Origin of the sequence: Myroides marinus, from assembly GCF_900109075.1 — a bacterium.
Classification (GTDB): Bacteria; Bacteroidota; Bacteroidia; order Flavobacteriales; family Flavobacteriaceae; genus Flavobacterium; species Flavobacterium marinum_A.
In genome coordinates, this window is record NZ_FNYS01000003.1 from 18,254 (window position 1) to 36,663 (window position 18,410).

At 32.2% G+C, this 18,410-nt stretch carries 12 protein-coding genes; 9 read left to right on the plus strand and 3 right to left on the minus strand.

All coding sequences use genetic code 11. From position 1 onward, the window contains the following. The first annotated feature begins 196 nt into the window (after nucleotides 1–196). From BMX53_RS04630 to BMX53_RS04660, 7 genes are all read left to right on the plus strand, one after another. Nucleotides 197–1,951, plus strand: a complete 1,755-nt coding sequence (locus BMX53_RS04630) for an MFS transporter (protein WP_038987969.1) — start codon at nucleotides 197–199, stop codon at nucleotides 1,949–1,951. Nucleotides 1,952–2,486: 535 nt separating this feature from the next. Continuing rightward, nucleotides 2,487–3,614, plus strand: coding sequence for a cysteine desulfurase family protein (locus tag BMX53_RS04635; protein WP_074744834.1), 1,128 nt, complete (start codon nucleotides 2,487–2,489; stop codon nucleotides 3,612–3,614). A 167-nt stretch (nucleotides 3,615–3,781) separates the two neighbouring features. Next, a complete protein-coding gene (locus BMX53_RS04640; RefSeq protein ID WP_074744836.1) occupies nucleotides 3,782–4,954 on the plus strand; it encodes an AIR synthase related protein in 1,173 nt (390 codons plus the stop codon). Between the two features lie 22 nt (nucleotides 4,955–4,976). Further along, nucleotides 4,977–5,384, plus strand: a complete 408-nt coding sequence (gene ruvX / locus BMX53_RS04645) for a Holliday junction resolvase RuvX (protein ID WP_038987964.1) — start codon at nucleotides 4,977–4,979, stop codon at nucleotides 5,382–5,384. 88 nt (nucleotides 5,385–5,472) lie between these two features. Further along, on the plus strand, nucleotides 5,473–6,969 hold the full coding sequence (locus BMX53_RS04650; protein WP_074744838.1) for a malate:quinone oxidoreductase: 1,497 nt from the start codon (nucleotides 5,473–5,475) through the stop codon (nucleotides 6,967–6,969). Nucleotides 6,970–7,256: 287 nt separating this feature from the next. Further along, nucleotides 7,257–9,203, plus strand: a complete 1,947-nt coding sequence (locus BMX53_RS04655) for a tetratricopeptide repeat-containing sensor histidine kinase (RefSeq protein ID WP_244154466.1) — start codon at nucleotides 7,257–7,259, stop codon at nucleotides 9,201–9,203. Nucleotides 9,204–9,409: 206 nt separating this feature from the next. Beyond that, the gene (locus BMX53_RS04660; RefSeq protein ID WP_074744842.1) at nucleotides 9,410–11,446 is read left to right on the plus strand and encodes an ATP-binding protein; all 2,037 of its coding nucleotides are present in this window, start codon (nucleotides 9,410–9,412) and stop codon (nucleotides 11,444–11,446) included. 62 nt (nucleotides 11,447–11,508) lie between these two features. On the opposite strand, the gene creD is transcribed toward BMX53_RS04660, so the two are convergent. The 3 genes from creD to BMX53_RS04675 are packed head-to-tail and all read right to left on the minus strand — an operon-like array spanning nucleotide 11,509 to nucleotide 13,783. After that, the gene (creD, locus tag BMX53_RS04665) at nucleotides 11,509–12,795 is read right to left on the minus strand and encodes a cell envelope integrity protein CreD (protein WP_074744844.1); all 1,287 of its coding nucleotides are present in this window, start codon (nucleotides 12,793–12,795) and stop codon (nucleotides 11,509–11,511) included. Nucleotides 12,796–12,846: 51 nt separating this feature from the next. Next, the gene (locus BMX53_RS04670) at nucleotides 12,847–13,146 is read right to left on the minus strand and encodes a winged helix-turn-helix domain-containing protein (RefSeq protein WP_063175810.1); all 300 of its coding nucleotides are present in this window, start codon (nucleotides 13,144–13,146) and stop codon (nucleotides 12,847–12,849) included. 4 nt (nucleotides 13,147–13,150) lie between these two features. Then, complete coding sequence (locus BMX53_RS04675) at nucleotides 13,151–13,783, minus strand: hypothetical protein (RefSeq protein ID WP_074744846.1); 633 nt, start codon at nucleotides 13,781–13,783, stop codon at nucleotides 13,151–13,153. A 240-nt stretch (nucleotides 13,784–14,023) separates the two neighbouring features. On the opposite strand from BMX53_RS04675, the gene BMX53_RS04680 reads away from it, so the two are divergent. Together BMX53_RS04680 and BMX53_RS04685 are read left to right on the plus strand one after the other, a co-directional pair. Beyond that, nucleotides 14,024–14,791 (plus strand): N-acetyltransferase, encoded by a 768-nt coding sequence (locus BMX53_RS04680; protein ID WP_074744848.1) that lies wholly within the window; start codon nucleotides 14,024–14,026, stop codon nucleotides 14,789–14,791. A gap of 130 nt (nucleotides 14,792–14,921) precedes the next feature. Continuing rightward, nucleotides 14,922–18,356: a methylmalonyl-CoA mutase family protein gene (locus BMX53_RS04685; protein WP_038987956.1), complete on the plus strand. Its 3,435-nt coding sequence runs from the start codon at nucleotides 14,922–14,924 to the stop codon at nucleotides 18,354–18,356. The last annotated feature ends 54 nt before the right edge of the window (nucleotides 18,357–18,410 follow it).

Consider the following 18,410-nt stretch of genomic DNA (forward strand, 5'->3'; position numbering starts at 1 on the left):
GCTTTTTACTGTTTACTATAGAATAGTTGGTAAGTGGTTTTACTTTATTTATAGTTAGTTATGACAGATATGGGTAGTTTAATGGATTGCTAAGGATGATATTGTAATAAAAAAAAGAATATTCTAATAGTAGGTAGAGGTAGTATTTGTCTATATTTGAAAATGTTAATTTAATTGTAATAAACACTTTTGGCACATGAGTAACACGGCAGTAAAAACTAATTATCCTGCATTATACACATTAGTTACAGTATTTTTCTTTTGGGGCTTCTTTGGAGCTGGAAATAGTATTTTTATCCCTTTCTGTAAGGCTTATTTTCATTTAGATCAGTTTCAATCTCAGTTAATAGATTTTGCTTTCTATACAGCCTATTATTCTGGAGCTCTTATACTATTTATCCTTAGTACTGTAAAGGGAAAGGATTTAGTAACAAGTTATGGGTATAAGAAGTCAATAGTATTTGGATTATTGTTTTCTGCTATAGGGGCAGGCTTAATGATTTGGGCTGTTAATGTTAATATATATACAGCTTTATTAGTTGGTTTATTTGTTGTAGCCTTAGGGTTCTCATTACAGCAGATAGCTGCTAACCCACTTGTTATATCAGTTGGAGATCCTAAGACAGGTACTAGTAGGGTAAGTTTAGGAGGTGCTGTTAACTCGTTAGGGGGTACTATTGGTCCGCTGTTAATGGCGTTCGCTCTTTTTGGTAGTACAGTAGCTTTAACTGATGATCAAATTCAACATTTGAGTTTGTCTAGTATGACATTACTTTATGCTGGTGTAGGATCTTTGTTTGTAATTGCAGCTATGTTATTTAAGTTTTCGAAGAAGATTCCTGATGGGGTACAAGTGGAACCAATGGAATCAGCTAAAAAAGCAATTACAACATTGGTCACTATGACTGTGTTATTAGTAATGATTTATATTCCTGTATTTAGTACTTATAGTGCGAGTTCGCTAAGTAGAGTAGAAGCATTAGAAAAAGAACGTACAACATTGGTAGAAGGGTTAGGTAGAATTGAAGACACAGAGAATAAAAAAGAGATAGAGAACAGTATCACTAATATAGATAATCAGAGGAAAGAGTATGTGGAATCTCTAGATAATAAACGTATTGTATTGTTATCAACAGCTCTTATTGTGATAGGAGGGGCTATTTTCTATGCATATAGAAGTAGTAAGAAAAATAAAGAAGGCTGGGGAGCGATGCAATATCCTCAGTTATTGTTAGGTATGTTTGGAATCTTTGCATATGTGGGAGTTGAAGTTAGCATTGGGAGTAATTTAGGAGAACTATTAAAATTGGAAGAGTTTGGTAGTTTACAGTCTTCACAAATAACACCGTATATCTCAATGTATTGGGGGAGTTTAATGATTGGTCGATGGGCAGGAGCGGTAAGTGTATTTAATCTATCTAAAGTGCGTCAGATACTTGCGATGATTATAGTACCTTTTATAGCATACTTTGTAGTTTTAGGAGCAAATTCTTTGGCAGGAAATGATGTGACACCATTGTATTACTACTCTATCTGTGTTTTACTACAGATTGTACTTACTTATTGGGCTAAGAATAAATCTGCACGTACATTAATACTATTCAGCCTATTTGGTTTGACAGCAATGGTTATAGGATTGTTTACTTCTGGTATGTTAGCTATCTATGCCTTCTTGGCAGGAGGGTTAGCATGTAGTGTATTGTGGCCTGCTATTTTTAATATTGCGATAATAGGTTTAGGCAAGTATACTGCTCAGGGATCATCATTATTAATTATGATGATCTTAGGAGGAGGTATAATACCTCCTATACAAGGGAAAGTCGCTGATATTATTGGAATTCATCAGTCTTATATAGTTAGTTTATTGTGTTTTGCATATTTATTGTTCTTTGGGATGATGGCCAAGAAGGTTTTATCTAGACAAAGCATAGATATTGATAACATAAATTAAAACTTGTATTTTATTGAGTTAGAAGAGTAGGAAACTTTATTTGTAAAATAGTTTTGTTCGAAGAATGGTTAAGCAGCCTTCTAGAGTTCTTCGGAAAACAGTATCTCGTTCCGAACAAGTATTGAATTCTTCCGTAGAGCTTCCGAAGAAATTAGTATACTTAATATGTGTTTTTTTTTGATATTCAGTATGTTGTGTTTTTTAAAGTGGAATATAGTGGAACTTTATGGAAAAAAGTGGAAAATATTGGAAGTTTTAGGAAGAATGTGGAAGTAAAAAGGATTCTGCTTTAAAAATAAATTACTTTATGTGGCAAGTAAGCAATAAATGTTTTGTTATTGACTGATTTTTGTAGTCAAATTAGAACATATAAAGTATAGAATTAGTTAATTTTGCAAAACAATTGAAAAGTTGTTAATTGATTTGTGCTAGTAATACGAGTTTTATTACATTTGCGAATACGTGACAATAAAAGACAAGACAAAACAACTCTTTCTTAGAAAGAGAATAACAATAACTTACCAACAAAAATAAAATGAAACACGTTTATCTTGATAATGCTGCGACTACATCTGTACGTCCAGAAGTAATCGAAGAAATGATCAATGTACTTAGAAATGATTATGGTAATCCTTCTTCTACTTATGCTATCGGTAGACATGCAAAGGCATTAGTTGAAAATGCAAGAAAAATAATTGCAAAACAATTTAATGTTTCTTCTTCAGAGATTATCTTTACTTCATGTGGAACTGAAGGTAATAACTGGATTTTGCGTTCTGCTGTAAAGGATCTAGGAATTAAAAGAATTATTACTACTAAATTAGAGCATCACGCTGTATTAAATACAGTAAAACAATTAAATGCAGAGTTTGGAGTAGAATTAGTGTTCTTAGATATATTACCAACTAGTGAAATAGATTATGCTCAATTAGAAGAGTTATTAAAAGATGAATCTAAACCAACTTTAGTAACTTTAATGCATGTGAATAATGAAGTAGGAACAGAATTAGACTTAAAACGTGTTGCTTCGTTATGTGAAGCTCATAGTGCTTTATTTCACTGTGATACAGTGCAGTCTATTGGGAAAACTAGAATTGATTTAGCTGAGACTCCTATTGATTTTATCGTAGCTAGTGCTCATAAGTTTCACGGTCCTAAAGGAATTGGATTTGCTTTTATCCGTAAAAAGAATGTGTTGAAACCAGTAATGTTTGGTGGAGAACAAGAAAAAGGATTGAGAGCTGGTACTGAAGGAGTGCACCAAGTAGTAGGTATGGCTAAGGCATTAGAAATGGCTTATGATTTATTAGAAGAAGAAAAAGCACATATTTCTAGTATTAAAGAATACTGTAAAGATAGATTGTTAGAGGTTTATCCAGATGTATGCTTTAATGGAAATAATGTTGGATTCTACAATATCCTGAATGTATTATTACCATTATCAGAGGAGAAAGCAGCGATGATGTTGTTTCAATTAGATATGAAAGGAATTGCAGTATCAAGAGGTAGTGCGTGCCAATCAGGTAGTCAAAAACCTTCACATGTGTTATCACAATTCTTATGTGCTGAAGATTTAAAGAAACCAAGTTTAAGATTGTCTTTTGGACATGAAAATACAAAAGAAGATATCGACATATTAATCGATGTTCTTAAAACAATATAATCACATCTTGTAATTATACAGAAGAAAATCCACCAAGTAAAAGGTGGATTTTTTTTGTTTAGAGTATCCTTAATAGATACTTTACTCAAAAAATAGAAAAGTTCCCTGAAAATAAGATTGCTTTAAATAAACATTAGCATTAAATTTGCGCAAACAACACAACATTTATGAGTTCGAATAATAGATACGCACTACGCGGAGTTTCTGCAGAGAAAGAAGACGTTCACAATGCAATTAAAAATATTGATAAAGGATTATTTCCTAAGGCATTTTGTAAAATAATACCAGATCATTTAACAGGTGATGAAGATTACTGTCTAATTATGCACGCAGATGGTGCAGGTACAAAGTCTTCTTTAGCGTATATGTACTGGAAAGAAACAGGAGATATTTCTGTATGGAAAGGTATAGCACAAGATGCATTAATAATGAATATTGATGATTTGTTATGTGTGGGAGCTACTGATAATATTATGCTTTCTAGTACTATAGGTCGTAATAAGAACTTAGTACCAGGTGAGGTAATTTCAGCTATTATTAATGGAACAGAAGAGTTAATAAACGAATTAAAAACATTTGGAGTTACGATTCACTCAACAGGAGGAGAAACTGCAGATGTAGGTGATTTAGTTCGTACTATTATAGTTGATTCTACTGTAACAGCTCGTATGAAGAGAAGTGATGTAATAGATAATGCTAATATTCAAGCAGGTGATGTTATCGTAGGATTAGAGTCTTTCGGACAAGCTACTTACGAAAAACAATATAATGGAGGGATGGGAAGTAATGGGTTAACTTCTGCTAGACATGATGTTTTTGATCATTCTTTAGCGGCGAAATATCCAGAAAGCTTTGATTCATCTGTCCCAGAAGAGTTAGTTTACTCTGGAAAAGTTCAATTAACTGATGCTGTAGAAGGGTCTCCTTTAGATGCAGGAAAGTTAGTTTTATCTCCTACGCGTACTTACGCACCTATAATCAAAACAATTTTAAGTAAATACGATTCTACGAATGTACATGGTATGATTCACTGTAGTGGAGGTGCTCAGACTAAAATATTACACTTTGTAGATAACTTACATATTATTAAAGATAATATGTTCGCAGTACCGCCGTTATTTAAACTAATTCAAGAACAGTCTAACACAGATTGGAGAGAGATGTACCAAGTATTTAACTCTGGTCACCGCATGGAATTATATGTTAAACCTGAAGTAGCTGCTGATATTATAGCTATCTCAGAATCATTTAATGTTAAGGCTCAAATAGTTGGTAGAGTAGAAGCTTCAGAAGAGAAGAAACTGACTATCACATCTGAGTACGGAACATTTACATACTAATACTAAAAGAATATTATATACAATGGCAAGATTGCTTTCTATCGATTTCGGTAAAAAACGTACAGGTATAGCTGTAACGGATGATTTTCAAATTATTGCATCTGGATTAACGACAGTCGATACAGAGCAATTATTGCCGTTTTTAAAAGATTATTTTTCAAAGGAGAATGTTGAGAAAGTCATTATTGGAGAACCTAAGCGATTAAATAATGAACCTTCAGAAGTTGTACCATTGTTAAATAGCTTTATAGAAAAGTTTAAACAGTCTTTTCCTACTATGCCAGTAGAAAGGATAGATGAGAGGTTTACATCTAAGATGGCTTTTCAAACGATGATTGATAGTGGTCTTAAAAAGAAACAAAGACAGAATAAGGCGCTGATAGATGAAATAGCAGCAACTATTATTCTTCAAGACTATATGAGAAAATAGATTCAATCATTTTTAATTTATTTAAGAAAAGTTGTTAGTTATTTCTCTTAAATAAAGAGTAATTTTGCATATTAATAAATCCGATATAATGTCAAATATACAAAAATCAGAGGCTGATGTTGTTTTGGTAGGAGCAGGTATTATGAGTGCTACGCTTGGAGTCCTACTAAAAGAGCTGAAACCAAACTTAAAAATAGAGGTTATTGAGCGTCTCGACAGTGCGGCTGCCGAAAGTTCTGATGCAATGAATAATGCAGGAACTGGACACTCTGCGTTTTGTGAATTAAATTATACGCCTGAAAAAGCAGACGGTACAATAGATGCTAGTAAGGCAATCAACATTGTAGAGCAATTTGAAATTTCTCGTCAATTTTGGTCTTATTTGGTAAATAAGAATGTTCTTAAAAATCCAAGTAGTTTTATCCATACAGTACCACATATGAGTTTTGTATGGGGAGAAGATAACGTGAACTATCTTAGAAAGCGTTATAATGAACTTCAAAAGTATCCATTATTCCAAGGAATGGAGTTCTCTGATAATAAGGAGAAAATAAAAGAGTGGGCTCCGTTAATTATGGAGAACCGAAAAGAAAGTGACGTATGTGCTGCTACTCATATGCAGTTAGGTACAGATGTTAACTTTGGAGATTTAACACGTCAATTATTTGATTATCTAAAAGACGAAGATGGAGTTAATATGACATTCAATTGTGAAGTTAATGATATCAAACGTAATGGAGCAGATTGGAATGTGTATACATCAGATAAAAAAGGGCAGAAAAGAGTAATTAAAGCTCCATTTGTTTTTGTAGGAGCAGGAGGAGGAGCAATTTTATTATTACAAAAAGCTGATATTCCTGAGAGCAAAGGATACGGAGGTTTCCCTGTAGGAGGAGAATGGTTAGTATGTCGTAACCCAGAAGTAGTAGAAAAGCACATGGCTAAGGTTTATGGTAAAGCATCTGTAGGTGCACCTCCAATGTCAGTACCTCACTTAGATACTAGATTTATCGATGGTAAACATTCTTTATTATTTGGACCATATGCAGGATTCTCTACTAAGTTCTTAAAAAAAGGTTCTTACTGGGATTTAATTAAGTCATTAGAATTAAACAATATAGGTCCTATGTTAGGAGCTGGTCTTCGTAATCTAGACTTAACAAAGTATCTTATAGAGCAGGTATTACAATCTTCTAAATCTAGATATAGTGCTTTAAGAGAGTACTACCCAGATGCAAAAGATGAAGATTGGAAATTAGAGCAAGCAGGACAACGTGTTCAGGTTATTAAAAAAGATCCAAAAGGTAAAGGTATTCTTCAGTTTGGAACAGAAGTAGTAAGTGCAGGAGATGGATCTATTGCAGCACTATTAGGAGCTTCTCCAGGAGCTTCAACTGCAACACCCATCATGCTTAAACTTTTATCTCAATGTTTTAAAGAAGAGTTTAAATCTGCAGAATGGCAAGCTAAGTTTAAAGAAATGATTCCTACATTTGGAGTTAAATTAAATGAACATCCAGAATTAGTAGCAGAAGTAAGAGAGAATACAAGTAAAACTTTGAAAATATATCCTCATAATAATTAAAGAAAAGCACCTCTATACGAGGTGCTTTTTTTTGTAATATACTTCCGTTGTTTATTGTGCTTTTTATTAAATTAGTAATTATTGTGCTTATTTTTACTATAGTAGTATAGATATTCGTAAAATATGCTTTTTATCTCATATCTTTACGTCCTCTTTGTGATAAAGAGAACTTAATTTATTACACTACGCGAATGATCCTCTTTGGTTATCTAAAATTAAATACACGAATATTTTATTTATTAGTGCCTATCCTGTGTTTAGCGATGCATAGTTGTATTAAGAAGGAAGTGTCGAATCCAAAGATACAAGATTCTTTAAGAGCCTTTATAGATCAATATGTTGATTATTCTGCAGATTCTATTGATATAACGAAGAGAGACTCTATATCTAGAATTATCTTATCTCTACCTAATTCCAAAATAAATAGAGAGCTTACCAAAGATTTTATCTTTAAAACTAAGTGTGAGAAAGAAGTTGCAGATTACTTTTTAAAATGTTCCTTAGAAGATAAAGATAGTTTAGGTGTTGGAAATGCATACTTTTATATAGGAGATTATTACCTAAGAAAACAAATGCACGATAGTGCTTATTCTTATTTTTTACAAGCTGAAAATGCTTTTGATCTTATAAAGGATTCAATAAATTTAAGTAAAACTTTATTACAAAAAGCAGTAGTATTATCTAAGAATGGTGTTTTTTCAGAAGCAGAAAAGCAAGTCTTACATTCATTAAATTATAATACTTCAGAGACACCAATATATCATAAACAAATGCAGTTTATGATAATAGGTGATGTATTTAGTGGGTTAGGTATGTTAGATGATGCTACGTATTTCTATTCACAGGCATTAGATATGCTAAATTATGATGAGCTTAAATCTGTTTCGTCACCAGGAATAAATAATCTAAAAATTGTTTATTTGACCTCTAGTCTTGGAAATATATATATTGAACAAGAGAAATATGATCAAGCAGATGCTCTTTTTAATAAAATAATTGAGAAGTATATTGATCGTAAAAATTTAAATTCAGAAAGATATTATGCATATGTAGCTATTAGTTTAGCTAATTTAAAAATGAAACAACACGATCTGCCTAAAGTATATTCTTTGTTAGAAGAAGCAGTTAATATTGGAAAGAAGAATAAGAACCGTATCATAATTCATAGTGCTCAGCTTAGCTTAGTGGAGTATTATTATTTAAATGGACAAAAGGAATTAGCAGGGCCTCTTTTAGATACGATAAATACGGAGGTCAAAGAGGTAGGTGATTTCAAAAGTCAATTGAAGGCATTAGAGCTATATCTTGCCTATGCAGGGGGAGATTCATCTAAGTATTTTGAAGATTATATAGAGATAGGTAAGCTCTTTAAAGGAGAAACAAATCTAGTTAAAAATAACTTTATACGAATTAAAGCTGAAACAGCTAAGTTGCTAAAATTAAATAGACAATTAAGCGATAAAAATAAATTGCTTACTGTTATTGGTGCATGTTTATTCGTTATTATATGTAGTATTTTAGTTATTTATCTATATCGTTCTAAAATGAAAGAAGTTCGGTTAATAAAAATGTTTCAACGTGATACTGAACAGTATTATAACTCTGTTATTAATATTCAGAACTATTTAAACTTAGTTAAAGATAGGGAAAGGAGTAGTATGGCTAAAGAATTAAATGATGGAGTCTTAAATCGATTATTTGCAACGCGCTTTTCCTTAATTCAATTAGGAGAAAAAGAGATAGAAAGTAAAAAAAGCATTTTAATAGATGAAATATTAGAAGTTGAACGTTATATAAGAGATATTTCACATACTATAGTAAATGAACAGGCTATTGAAATACAGGGTTTTGAGCAATTGATTCGCGAATTAGTTTTAGTGTATAGTAAAGAATCAACAATCAAGTTTAAGGTAGAAATAGATCCCTTATTAGATATTGAAAATTTAAGTCATCAGAAGAAAATTAATATATATCGTTCTATACAAGAAATGTTACAGAATGTTCTAATTCATTCAAAATGTAGTATATGTACTATATATTTTGGACATAAAACACCTTCTTTATTAGAGTTAAAAATAGTTGATAATGGTAAAGGTTTTGATAGTCGGGTTACTAAGAAAGGAACTGGTTTATTGAATATTAAAGAAAGAATAGAACTTATTAATGGTAAGGTTTTTATCATTAGTAAAATAGGAGGTGGTACTACATTTTTATTTGTCATCCCTATTTCATAATTTATGACAAGAATTGTGTAATAGATAGTTTATGTTTTTGTTATTTGTGATTCTTTTAGGTTTATATTATTATATATTATGTGTGAATTGTATGTCTTCTTTGTAATATTAGTATTTAAGATGTTATTGTGTTAAGTCTGTTAAAATGTTGTATATCTTTGTTTTACTCTAGATAAAAGCGAGTAGGAGTACTTATAAAGCTTAGAATGACTAATAACTTATTAAAATGTTTATTGTGTGTTTTTATATTACTTTTTCTTTCTAATTGTGATAAGAGAGAAAGTAAACATGATATACAGATAACAGATATAAAAAGTTTTATAGAAAATTATAATCGCTTTAATACTACAGATAAAGACAAAGCAAGTGCAGACTCTGTCGGACAGATTTTAATTAAGTTAAAAAATACTCAGAGCACTAGAGATGTATTACGTAGATATATCTTATTGACTGGTGCAGATAGGAATTATATTGAGGAATTATTTAAAAAATCTAGAAAAAAGGAAGACTATAGTAATGAAGCCCACGCTTACTTTTTGTTAGGGCAATATTTCAGTAAAAAGTTTCAGACTGATAGTACATTCTATAATTATACCAAGGCTGAATTCTTATTTAAAACAATACATGATTCTATAAGTCTTCAGGATGTATATGCACATAAAGCCGTATTACTTATAAATCACAGAATATTTCTAGAAGGACAAACACAAATTCTAGAAGCTATGAGCATTAACCAGAGTAATAAAAGTGCAAAAGCAAAATACTCTGAAAGCATGATTATGGCTAATGCTTTAACTGGGCTAGAGCAATATGGTGAAGCTCTTAGGGAATCGGATAAAGCATTTGAGTTATTAGAAGATCCTGAAATGCAAAGTGTACTTAATGAAGATGCTATCAGGTTAAATAAAATAACCATTTATGCAAATATTGCTGAAGTATATATTAAGCAAGGAGAATATGAAAAGGCAAAAGAACTTATTAAAAATACTATCAATAATTACATTGTAAATGAGTCTCTTTATGATTCACTGATGCTAGCTCATTTATTACTGAGTTTATCTGAGGCTGATTTAAGAAGTGGAAGTTATCAAAATGTGGAGCGAAATTTAAAACAAGCTATTGTTTTACAAGCGAAATATAATAATGTTCAAGATTTAAATGCTTGTAGGATAGTTCTAGCTGAGTTCTATTATTTACAAGGTAGGGAGAAAGAAGCTCAAGAACTAGTTAGAGATATAATGAACTATGCTCAAGGTACAAGAGAGTTAGTGTTAGAGAAGAATATCTTAACAGTATTATTAAAGTATAAAAAAGAGGATTATCAGAAGAATTTTATACGATACGAGGAACTTAATAAGCTTATTCTTGAAGAAAATAATGTTGTTAAAAATACATTTGCTAGATTGAGTTTTGAGGCAGATAATTTACAAAGGACTAATGAAAAGCTTTTAAGCCAAAAGGAATTAATAACTAAGATTGGTGGTGTTTTATTTTTTATTGCCATATCTGTTTTCTTTATTATACTATTTAGACAAAAGTCAAAAGAAGTTTCTTTGATAAAATTGTTACAACGTGATACTGAAAAATATTATGATTCTATTTTAAATGTACAAAATGAGTTAAATGAGGCACGAAATCTGGAAAGAAAAGAAATAGCAAAAGAGCTTCATGAAGGGGTATTAAATCGGCTGTTTGTTACTAGGTTCTTATTGATGCAGGTTAGTAAAGAATCAGTAGATGAGCATAAGATTTCATTGATTAATGAAGTAAAAGAAGTAGAAAAATATATTAGGGGAGTATCACATTCGTTAGCGAATACAGAAGATTTTAAAATCAATGAATTTGATCAATTATTAGAGGATTTAGTTCAAATACAAAATAGAAGTGAAGTAACTATTTTTAAACTTTATATGGATAAAGAAGTATGCTTTGATAAGCTTACTAATCAGTATAAAGTACATATATATAGAATTGTACAGGAATGCCTTCAGAATGTACATAAACATGCAAATGCAACAGAATGTGTTGTGCAGTTTCTAAATAATAACAATGAAGCTTTCAAAGTTATAATAAAGGATAATGGGCAAGGCTTTGATGCTGATATCGTAAAAAGAGGAATTGGCTTTGCAAATATTAAAGATAGAATCGAGTTTATGAAAGGTAAATTAATTATTGATAGTAAACCAGGAGAAGGAACAGTTATTTCTTTTGTTGTAGAAACTAAGAAAGTACAAAAACGTTAATTATTATCATTTATAAAAGCAAAACGCCCTTATAAGTTATATTCATATAAGGGCGTTTTTTATTATTCTTTTTCTGAAGAAAACTTAATTCTTCTTGAGAAATACATTAGTATCGCGAGTATAGTAAATAGACCTAAACTACCAACTATTAGCGCAGCTTCTTTTAGTTGTAATAAGAAGAATAAGAAAGCATACAATGCCGCTAATAACCCAAATATTGTCATAGCAATACGTCTGTTCTTAGATAATCCGTAAATAAATGAGGTAATTAAAAGTATGGTTGCTGAAGCAGATATGGCATAAGCTATCGTAAATCCTAAGTATTCTGCAAAAGAGAGTAGGAGTACAAAGTTTATACATAATGCTAATCCGACAAGCGTGTAATGAAGAAGATTAATAGCTAGATTCTTTATATTTTCCATAAAGAAGAAGGTTGCAAATGTTAATCCTATAAAAAGTAAGGCATACTTGGTTGCTCTATTTACTTTACTATAAAAATCGTTCATCTGTAAAAACTTTAATCCAAAACTGTAATCTTGAAGTTGGTGTATTGTTTCTAGATTAGAGTTAATTGGAATAGACTGATAAATAGTCCATTTAGAGTTTTCGTTGATTGTTTGTTTCTCATCTGTTTCTGGTAAATAATTACCTACATATTTGATATCCTTATAATCAGATTTGATATTTACATTTGTTTGCTTAGCTGTGGCTAAGAAGTTTAATTCTGTAGAACCTTTTAGTAGGATAGGGAAACTGATCTCTTCTAGATTGATATCCTTATCCAATATATCATAACTTAAAAAATTATAAGCAGGCGCAGCCATTAAATTTCTGTCTTGTTCAAAGAACTGTTTAGAATTTTTGTTAATGAAAATCTCTTGAGTAAATCCTTTACTATCCGATACAGAGAAGATTATTTTAGCACTACTAAAAGCTTCTTTATCTATTAGATTTAATTTAGTTGCTAATTCATCTAAAGTTGGAAAACTCGCATTAATAAATAGATTAGTATTGTATAACGTTACTTCATACAAACTCCTTTTCTTTACTTGTGTTTTAATATCTCCTGTAATATCTTGTTTAGTAGGTGCTTGTAGGTAACTGTGTTTTTGTCTCATTATTTTACCATCTTCAGCAATAAAGCTTGTGCTATATTCTACTAATACAAATGGACCAAAGATAGTCTGATCTCGTCCCCATTTAGAGGTAACTTCGGTAATGACTTCAGTTTGAAAGTTCTCTCTTTCGGATATTAAACTACTTATAAAAGGCAATGTAATTAATAACATAAGAGATAATACTGCGATTATCAATCCTTTAATCATTGGTTTTTGATTTTCTTTTATCATAATACATGTTTTAAAAGCACTTTGTTTTTCAAAGTGTTTGGGTAAAAAAAATTATTTCAATGTTTTTATTATATTTTCTAAATAAGCAAGGTGCTGTTTGAAGGCATATTTACCTTCTTCGGTAGCTGAGTAGGTAGTGTTTGTCTTTCTACCTACGAATCCTTTAGTAACTGTAATATAGTTACTATCTTCTAAGTTTTTAAGATGAGATGCAAGGTTACCATCTGTTAAGTCTAGATATTCTTTTAGATCTTTAAACGAAAGTGATTCATCGACCATCAATCCGCTCATTATTCCTACTCGGATGCGGTTGTCAAAGACTTTGTTTAATTTTTCTAAATCGAATTTCATATTCTTATTGTTTTATTTTATCGTATTTATTCCATAGGATTACTCCATAAAGCAAATGTACTAAACCAAATCCAAGAGCCCAGAACAATAAGGTATAATCTATAAAATAGAATGCTAATAATCCCAGTATAATCTCTAGTGCAGCAATACCTTTTACTTCTTTGACAGTATCTTCTTGAACGCTAAATAATGCTAAACCATAGAACACAAGTGTAGTAGGTAGAGCTAGCTGTAATAAATAGTGATTATAAAAAATAAGACATAATATACCAGCTACTATTAAAGGAATAGAGAAACGGACTAATAAACGTTTAGTAACCTTGTTTAAGAAAGACTTTCCTTGTTTACGAGTCTTCTTAATCGTGAAGTAAAACCCTCCTGCTACAGCTACTATAAATGTTATTAAAGCTAGTGATAATAACATACCTGCTGTGTAAGAGGTTTGATAAGGATCACTTGTAGTTAAGTTCTCATAAGTATATGTAGAGGATGTTTGCCACCAATATAGAATAGCAGAAGCCCCAAGTCCACATAATCCAACCCAAATACCGCTCCATCCACTAAGGCTTAAAAACTTAGTAGAACGTTCCATAATCGACTTGATTTGATTTAAATCTTCAATAGCTTTATTTGTCATAGTAAAAGTACTTTGAAATACAAAGTTAATAAAATAATGATATGAACAACATTTGAATAAGAAATTGTTTGAAAAATATTCTAATCCTTTATGCTATCTAGTGTTATAGATGGAATAACTGTTCTTTTAAAATCCCAAATAATAATGTTTTAGTTGTGATTATTGTCAATTGACGCAGAATAAGATGGAAGTAATTCAGTAAATTGATTATTTTCGAACTGATTAATTGATAATTTAAAGATGATGGATCATACATATAGATTTGTAACAGAGAAGGAATTAAATGCACAAGAGAGTAGTATTTATGGTGAGCAAGTAGAACAATTTAATGTTTGGCCTGCATATATTTTAGCAGGTAAGGTTAATCAAGAATATTGGGAGGTAATCTATGATATCTTTTCAGAGTATCAATTCTTTATGTTAGAAGGAGATATTGTGATAGGTAATGGCAATTGTATTCCTTTGCATTTGACTAAAGAGGAACTGTCAGATTTACCTGATGGTGGTTGGGATTGGGCATTAGAGAAGGCTGTGAAAGATTATGAGAAAGGATTAGTGCCAAATACACTTTGTGCTTTGCAAATAGGTTTAAACAAAGAATATCAAGGTAAGGGGATAAGTAATTTGTTAATTAGTTTTATGAAAACAATTGCTCTTAATAAAAAGAAGGAGTCCTTTATCTTACCTATACGTCCTAATCTTAAAACGAATTTCCCTTTAATCCCAATGGAAGATTATATACAATGGGTAAATAAAGAAGGATTGCCTTATGATGCGTGGATTAGAACTCATGTAAAAGGAGGTGCAAGTATTGTGAAAATATGTAAGCAATCTATGTATGTAGAAGGAACAATCGAAGAGTGGGAGTTATGGACAGGACTTGTTTTTCAAAGTTCAGGAGAGTATCTATTGCCTAGACTACTTAATCCTATAACAATAGATTTGACTTTAAATAAAGGGACTTATATAGAGCCTAATGTCTGGATGCAGTATGACCTAACAAGATAAACTTCTTTATATAGAGGAAGTAATTCATTGTGTTCTTAGGTGTATAGAGCCTTGTAGCCAAATCTTTTATGGCTAGTAGTGTATTTAGTGAATATTTATTATATTGGCATTCTACAAAAACTAATAAATTATGCAACAAAATACTCCCTATACGCCTACTAACAAGGTGCGTATAGTTACAGCTGCGGCTTTATTTGATGGCCATGATGCAGCGATTAATATTATGCGTCGTATTATTCAATCGACGGGATGTGAGGTAATCCACTTAGGACATGATAAAAGCGTTGAAGAAGTAGTAAATACTGCAATACAAGAAGACGCTAACGCTATAGCAATGACTTCTTACCAAGGAGGACATAATGAATACTTTAAATACATGTACGACCTTTTGAAAGAAAAAGGAGCAGGACATATCCGAATCGTTGGAGGAGGAGGAGGAGTAATTCTTCCAAGTGAAATCAAAGAATTAATGGATTACGGAATCACTCGTTTGTATTCTCCAGATGACGGTCGTGCTATGGGATTACAAGGGATGATTAACGATATGGTACAAGGTGCGGACTTTCCTACTATGGATCTACAATTACCAGAAGGAAAAGACGTATACCAATCTTTAGCAGATAAAGATATTACTACGATTGCTCGTTTGATTTCTTTGGCAGAAAACAGAGAAGAAGACTTCCTAAAAGTATTCAAATTCGACGAGGCTAAACATAAAAACACACCAGTATTAGGTATTACAGGAACAGGAGGAGCAGGTAAGTCATCAATGGTTGACGAGTTAGTTCGTCGTTTCTTGATTGACTTTCCAGAGAAGACAGTAGCATTAGTTTCTGTTGACCCATCTAAACGTAAAACAGGAGGAGCGTTATTAGGAGATCGTATTCGTATGAACTCTATTAATAATCCTCGTGTATTTATGCGTTCATTAGCTACTCGTCAGTCTAACTTAGCATTATCGCGTTATGTTGAAGAAACACTTCAAGTACTTCAAGTAGCGAATTACGATTTAATTATCTTAGAAACATCAGGTATTGGACAGTCAGATACAGAGATCTTAGATCACTCTGATGCTTCGTTATACATTATGACACCTGAGTTTGGTGCAGCTACACAGTTAGAAAAAATCGACATGCTTGACTTCGCTGACATTGTTGCGATCAACAAGTTTGACAAGCGTGGTGCATTAGATGCAATCAGAGATGTAAAGAAACAATACCAACGCAATCACAACTTATGGGATGTAAATCCTGATGAGATGCCTGTGTTTGGTACGATTGCTTCTCAGTTTAACGACCCAGGTACTAATGCTTTGTATAAAGCTATTATGGATAAGGTTGTAGAGAAGACAGGTGCTAACCTAACTTCAAATATGGAGATCACAAAAGAAATGAGTGAGAAGGTATTTGTTATTCCACCTAATCGTACTCGTTACTTATCTGAAATTGCTGAGAACAACCGAAAATATGACGAAACTGTATTAACTCAAAAAGAGGTAGCACAGAAGTTATATGGTATTTTTAAAACAGTAGAAACAGTTGCTGGTAAATTACCAGAAGTTGATAAATCAGGAATAGTTGAAGAAAGTGTTGCGTCTAAAGATGCTGATACGCAACTATTCATCAATCTTCTATTAAAGGAGTTTGACAAGGTGAAGATGAACTTAGACCCATACAATTGGGAGGTTATCTTAACGTGGGATCAAAAAGTAAACAAATATAAGAACCCAGTATATTCATTTAAAGTACGTGATAAAGAGATTAAGATTGCTACACATTCAGAGAGTTTATCACACTTACAGATTCCTAAGATTGCTTTGCCGAAGTATGAAGCTTGGGGAGATATCTTGCGTTGGTCATTACAAGAGAATGTTCCAGGAGAGTTTCCTTTTACTTCAGGACTTTATCCGTTTAAACGTGAGGGAGAAGATCCTACACGTATGTTTGCAGGAGAAGGTGGGCCAGAACGTACGAATAGACGTTTTCACTATGTGTCTTTAGGGATGCCAGCTAAGCGTTTATCAACTGCTTTTGACTCTGTAACCCTTTATGGTAACGACCCAGGACACCGCCCAGATATCTATGGTAAGATTGGTAATGCAGGAGTTTCTATCTGTTGTTTAGATGATGCGAAGAAGCTTTATTCAGGGTTTAACCTTGCACATGCCTTGACTTCTGTATCGATGACAATCAATGGGCCAGCACCTATGTTATTAGGATTCTTCATGAATGCTGCTATTGATCAGCAATGTGAGATCTATATCAAAGAGAATGGGTTAGAAGCAGAAGTTGAAGCAAAGATTGAAGCTATCTATAAGAAGAAAGGTGTTGAAAGACCTCGCTATAATGGAGACTTACCAGAAGGTAATGATGGGTTAGGATTAATGCTTTTAGGAGTTACTGGAGACCAAGTATTACCTCAAGAGGTTTATCAAGAGATTAAAAAGAATACTTTATCACAAGTACGTGGTACAGTACAAGCAGATATTTTAAAAGAAGATCAAGCACAGAATACTTGTATCTTCTCTACGGAGTTTGCACTTCGTTTGATGGGTGACGTACAAGAGTATTTCATTACTAAAAACGTTCGTAACTTCTACTCAGTGTCTATCTCAGGATACCACATTGCAGAGGCAGGAGCAAACCCAATTACCCAATTAGCGTTTACATTAGCTAACGGATTTACATATGTAGAATACTACTTAAGTAGAGGAATGGATATTAATGATTTCGGTCCTAACTTATCTTTCTTCTTCTCTAATGGTATTGATCCAGAATACGCTGTTATTGGACGTGTAGCTCGTCGTATTTGGGCGAAAGCATTAAAGAATAAATATGGTGCTAACGAACGTGCTCAGATGTTGAAATACCACATCCAGACTTCAGGACGTTCACTTCACGCACAAGAAATTGACTTTAATGATATCCGTACAACGCTTCAGGCGCTTTACGCTATTTATGATAACTGTAATTCACTTCATACTAACGCGTATGACGAGGCTATTACGACTCCTACAGAAGAATCTGTACGTAGAGCTATGGCAATACAGTTGATCATTAATAAAGAACTAGGATTGGCTAAAAACGAGAATCCAATACAAGGATCGTTTATTATAGAAGAGTTAACTGACTTAGTAGAGGCAGCTGTATTAGCAGAGTTTGATAGAATCACAGAAAGAGGAGGAGTATTAGGTGCAATGGAAACAATGTATCAACGCTCTAAAATCCAAGAAGAGTCATTGTACTACGAAACATTGAAACACGATGGTACATTCCCAATTATTGGGGTAAATACCTTCTTGAGCTCTAAAGGATCTCCTACAGTTGTACCTGCGGAAGTTATCCGTGCTACAGAAGAAGAGAAGTTATTCCAGATCAAAACAAAAGAAAACTTAAACAAAGCAAATGAAGCTTTAGTGAAAGAAGAATTAGAGCGTATTCAAGAAGTTGCTATCCAGAATGGCAATATCTTCGAGGCGTTAATGGATGCTTCTAAAGTGTGTTCGTTAGGTCAGATTACTTCAGCATTGTTTGAAGTAGGAGGGCAGTACAGACGTAATATGTAATAGATTATATAAGTATAAATAGGAAGAGAGCAGTGATGCTCTCTTTTTTATTTC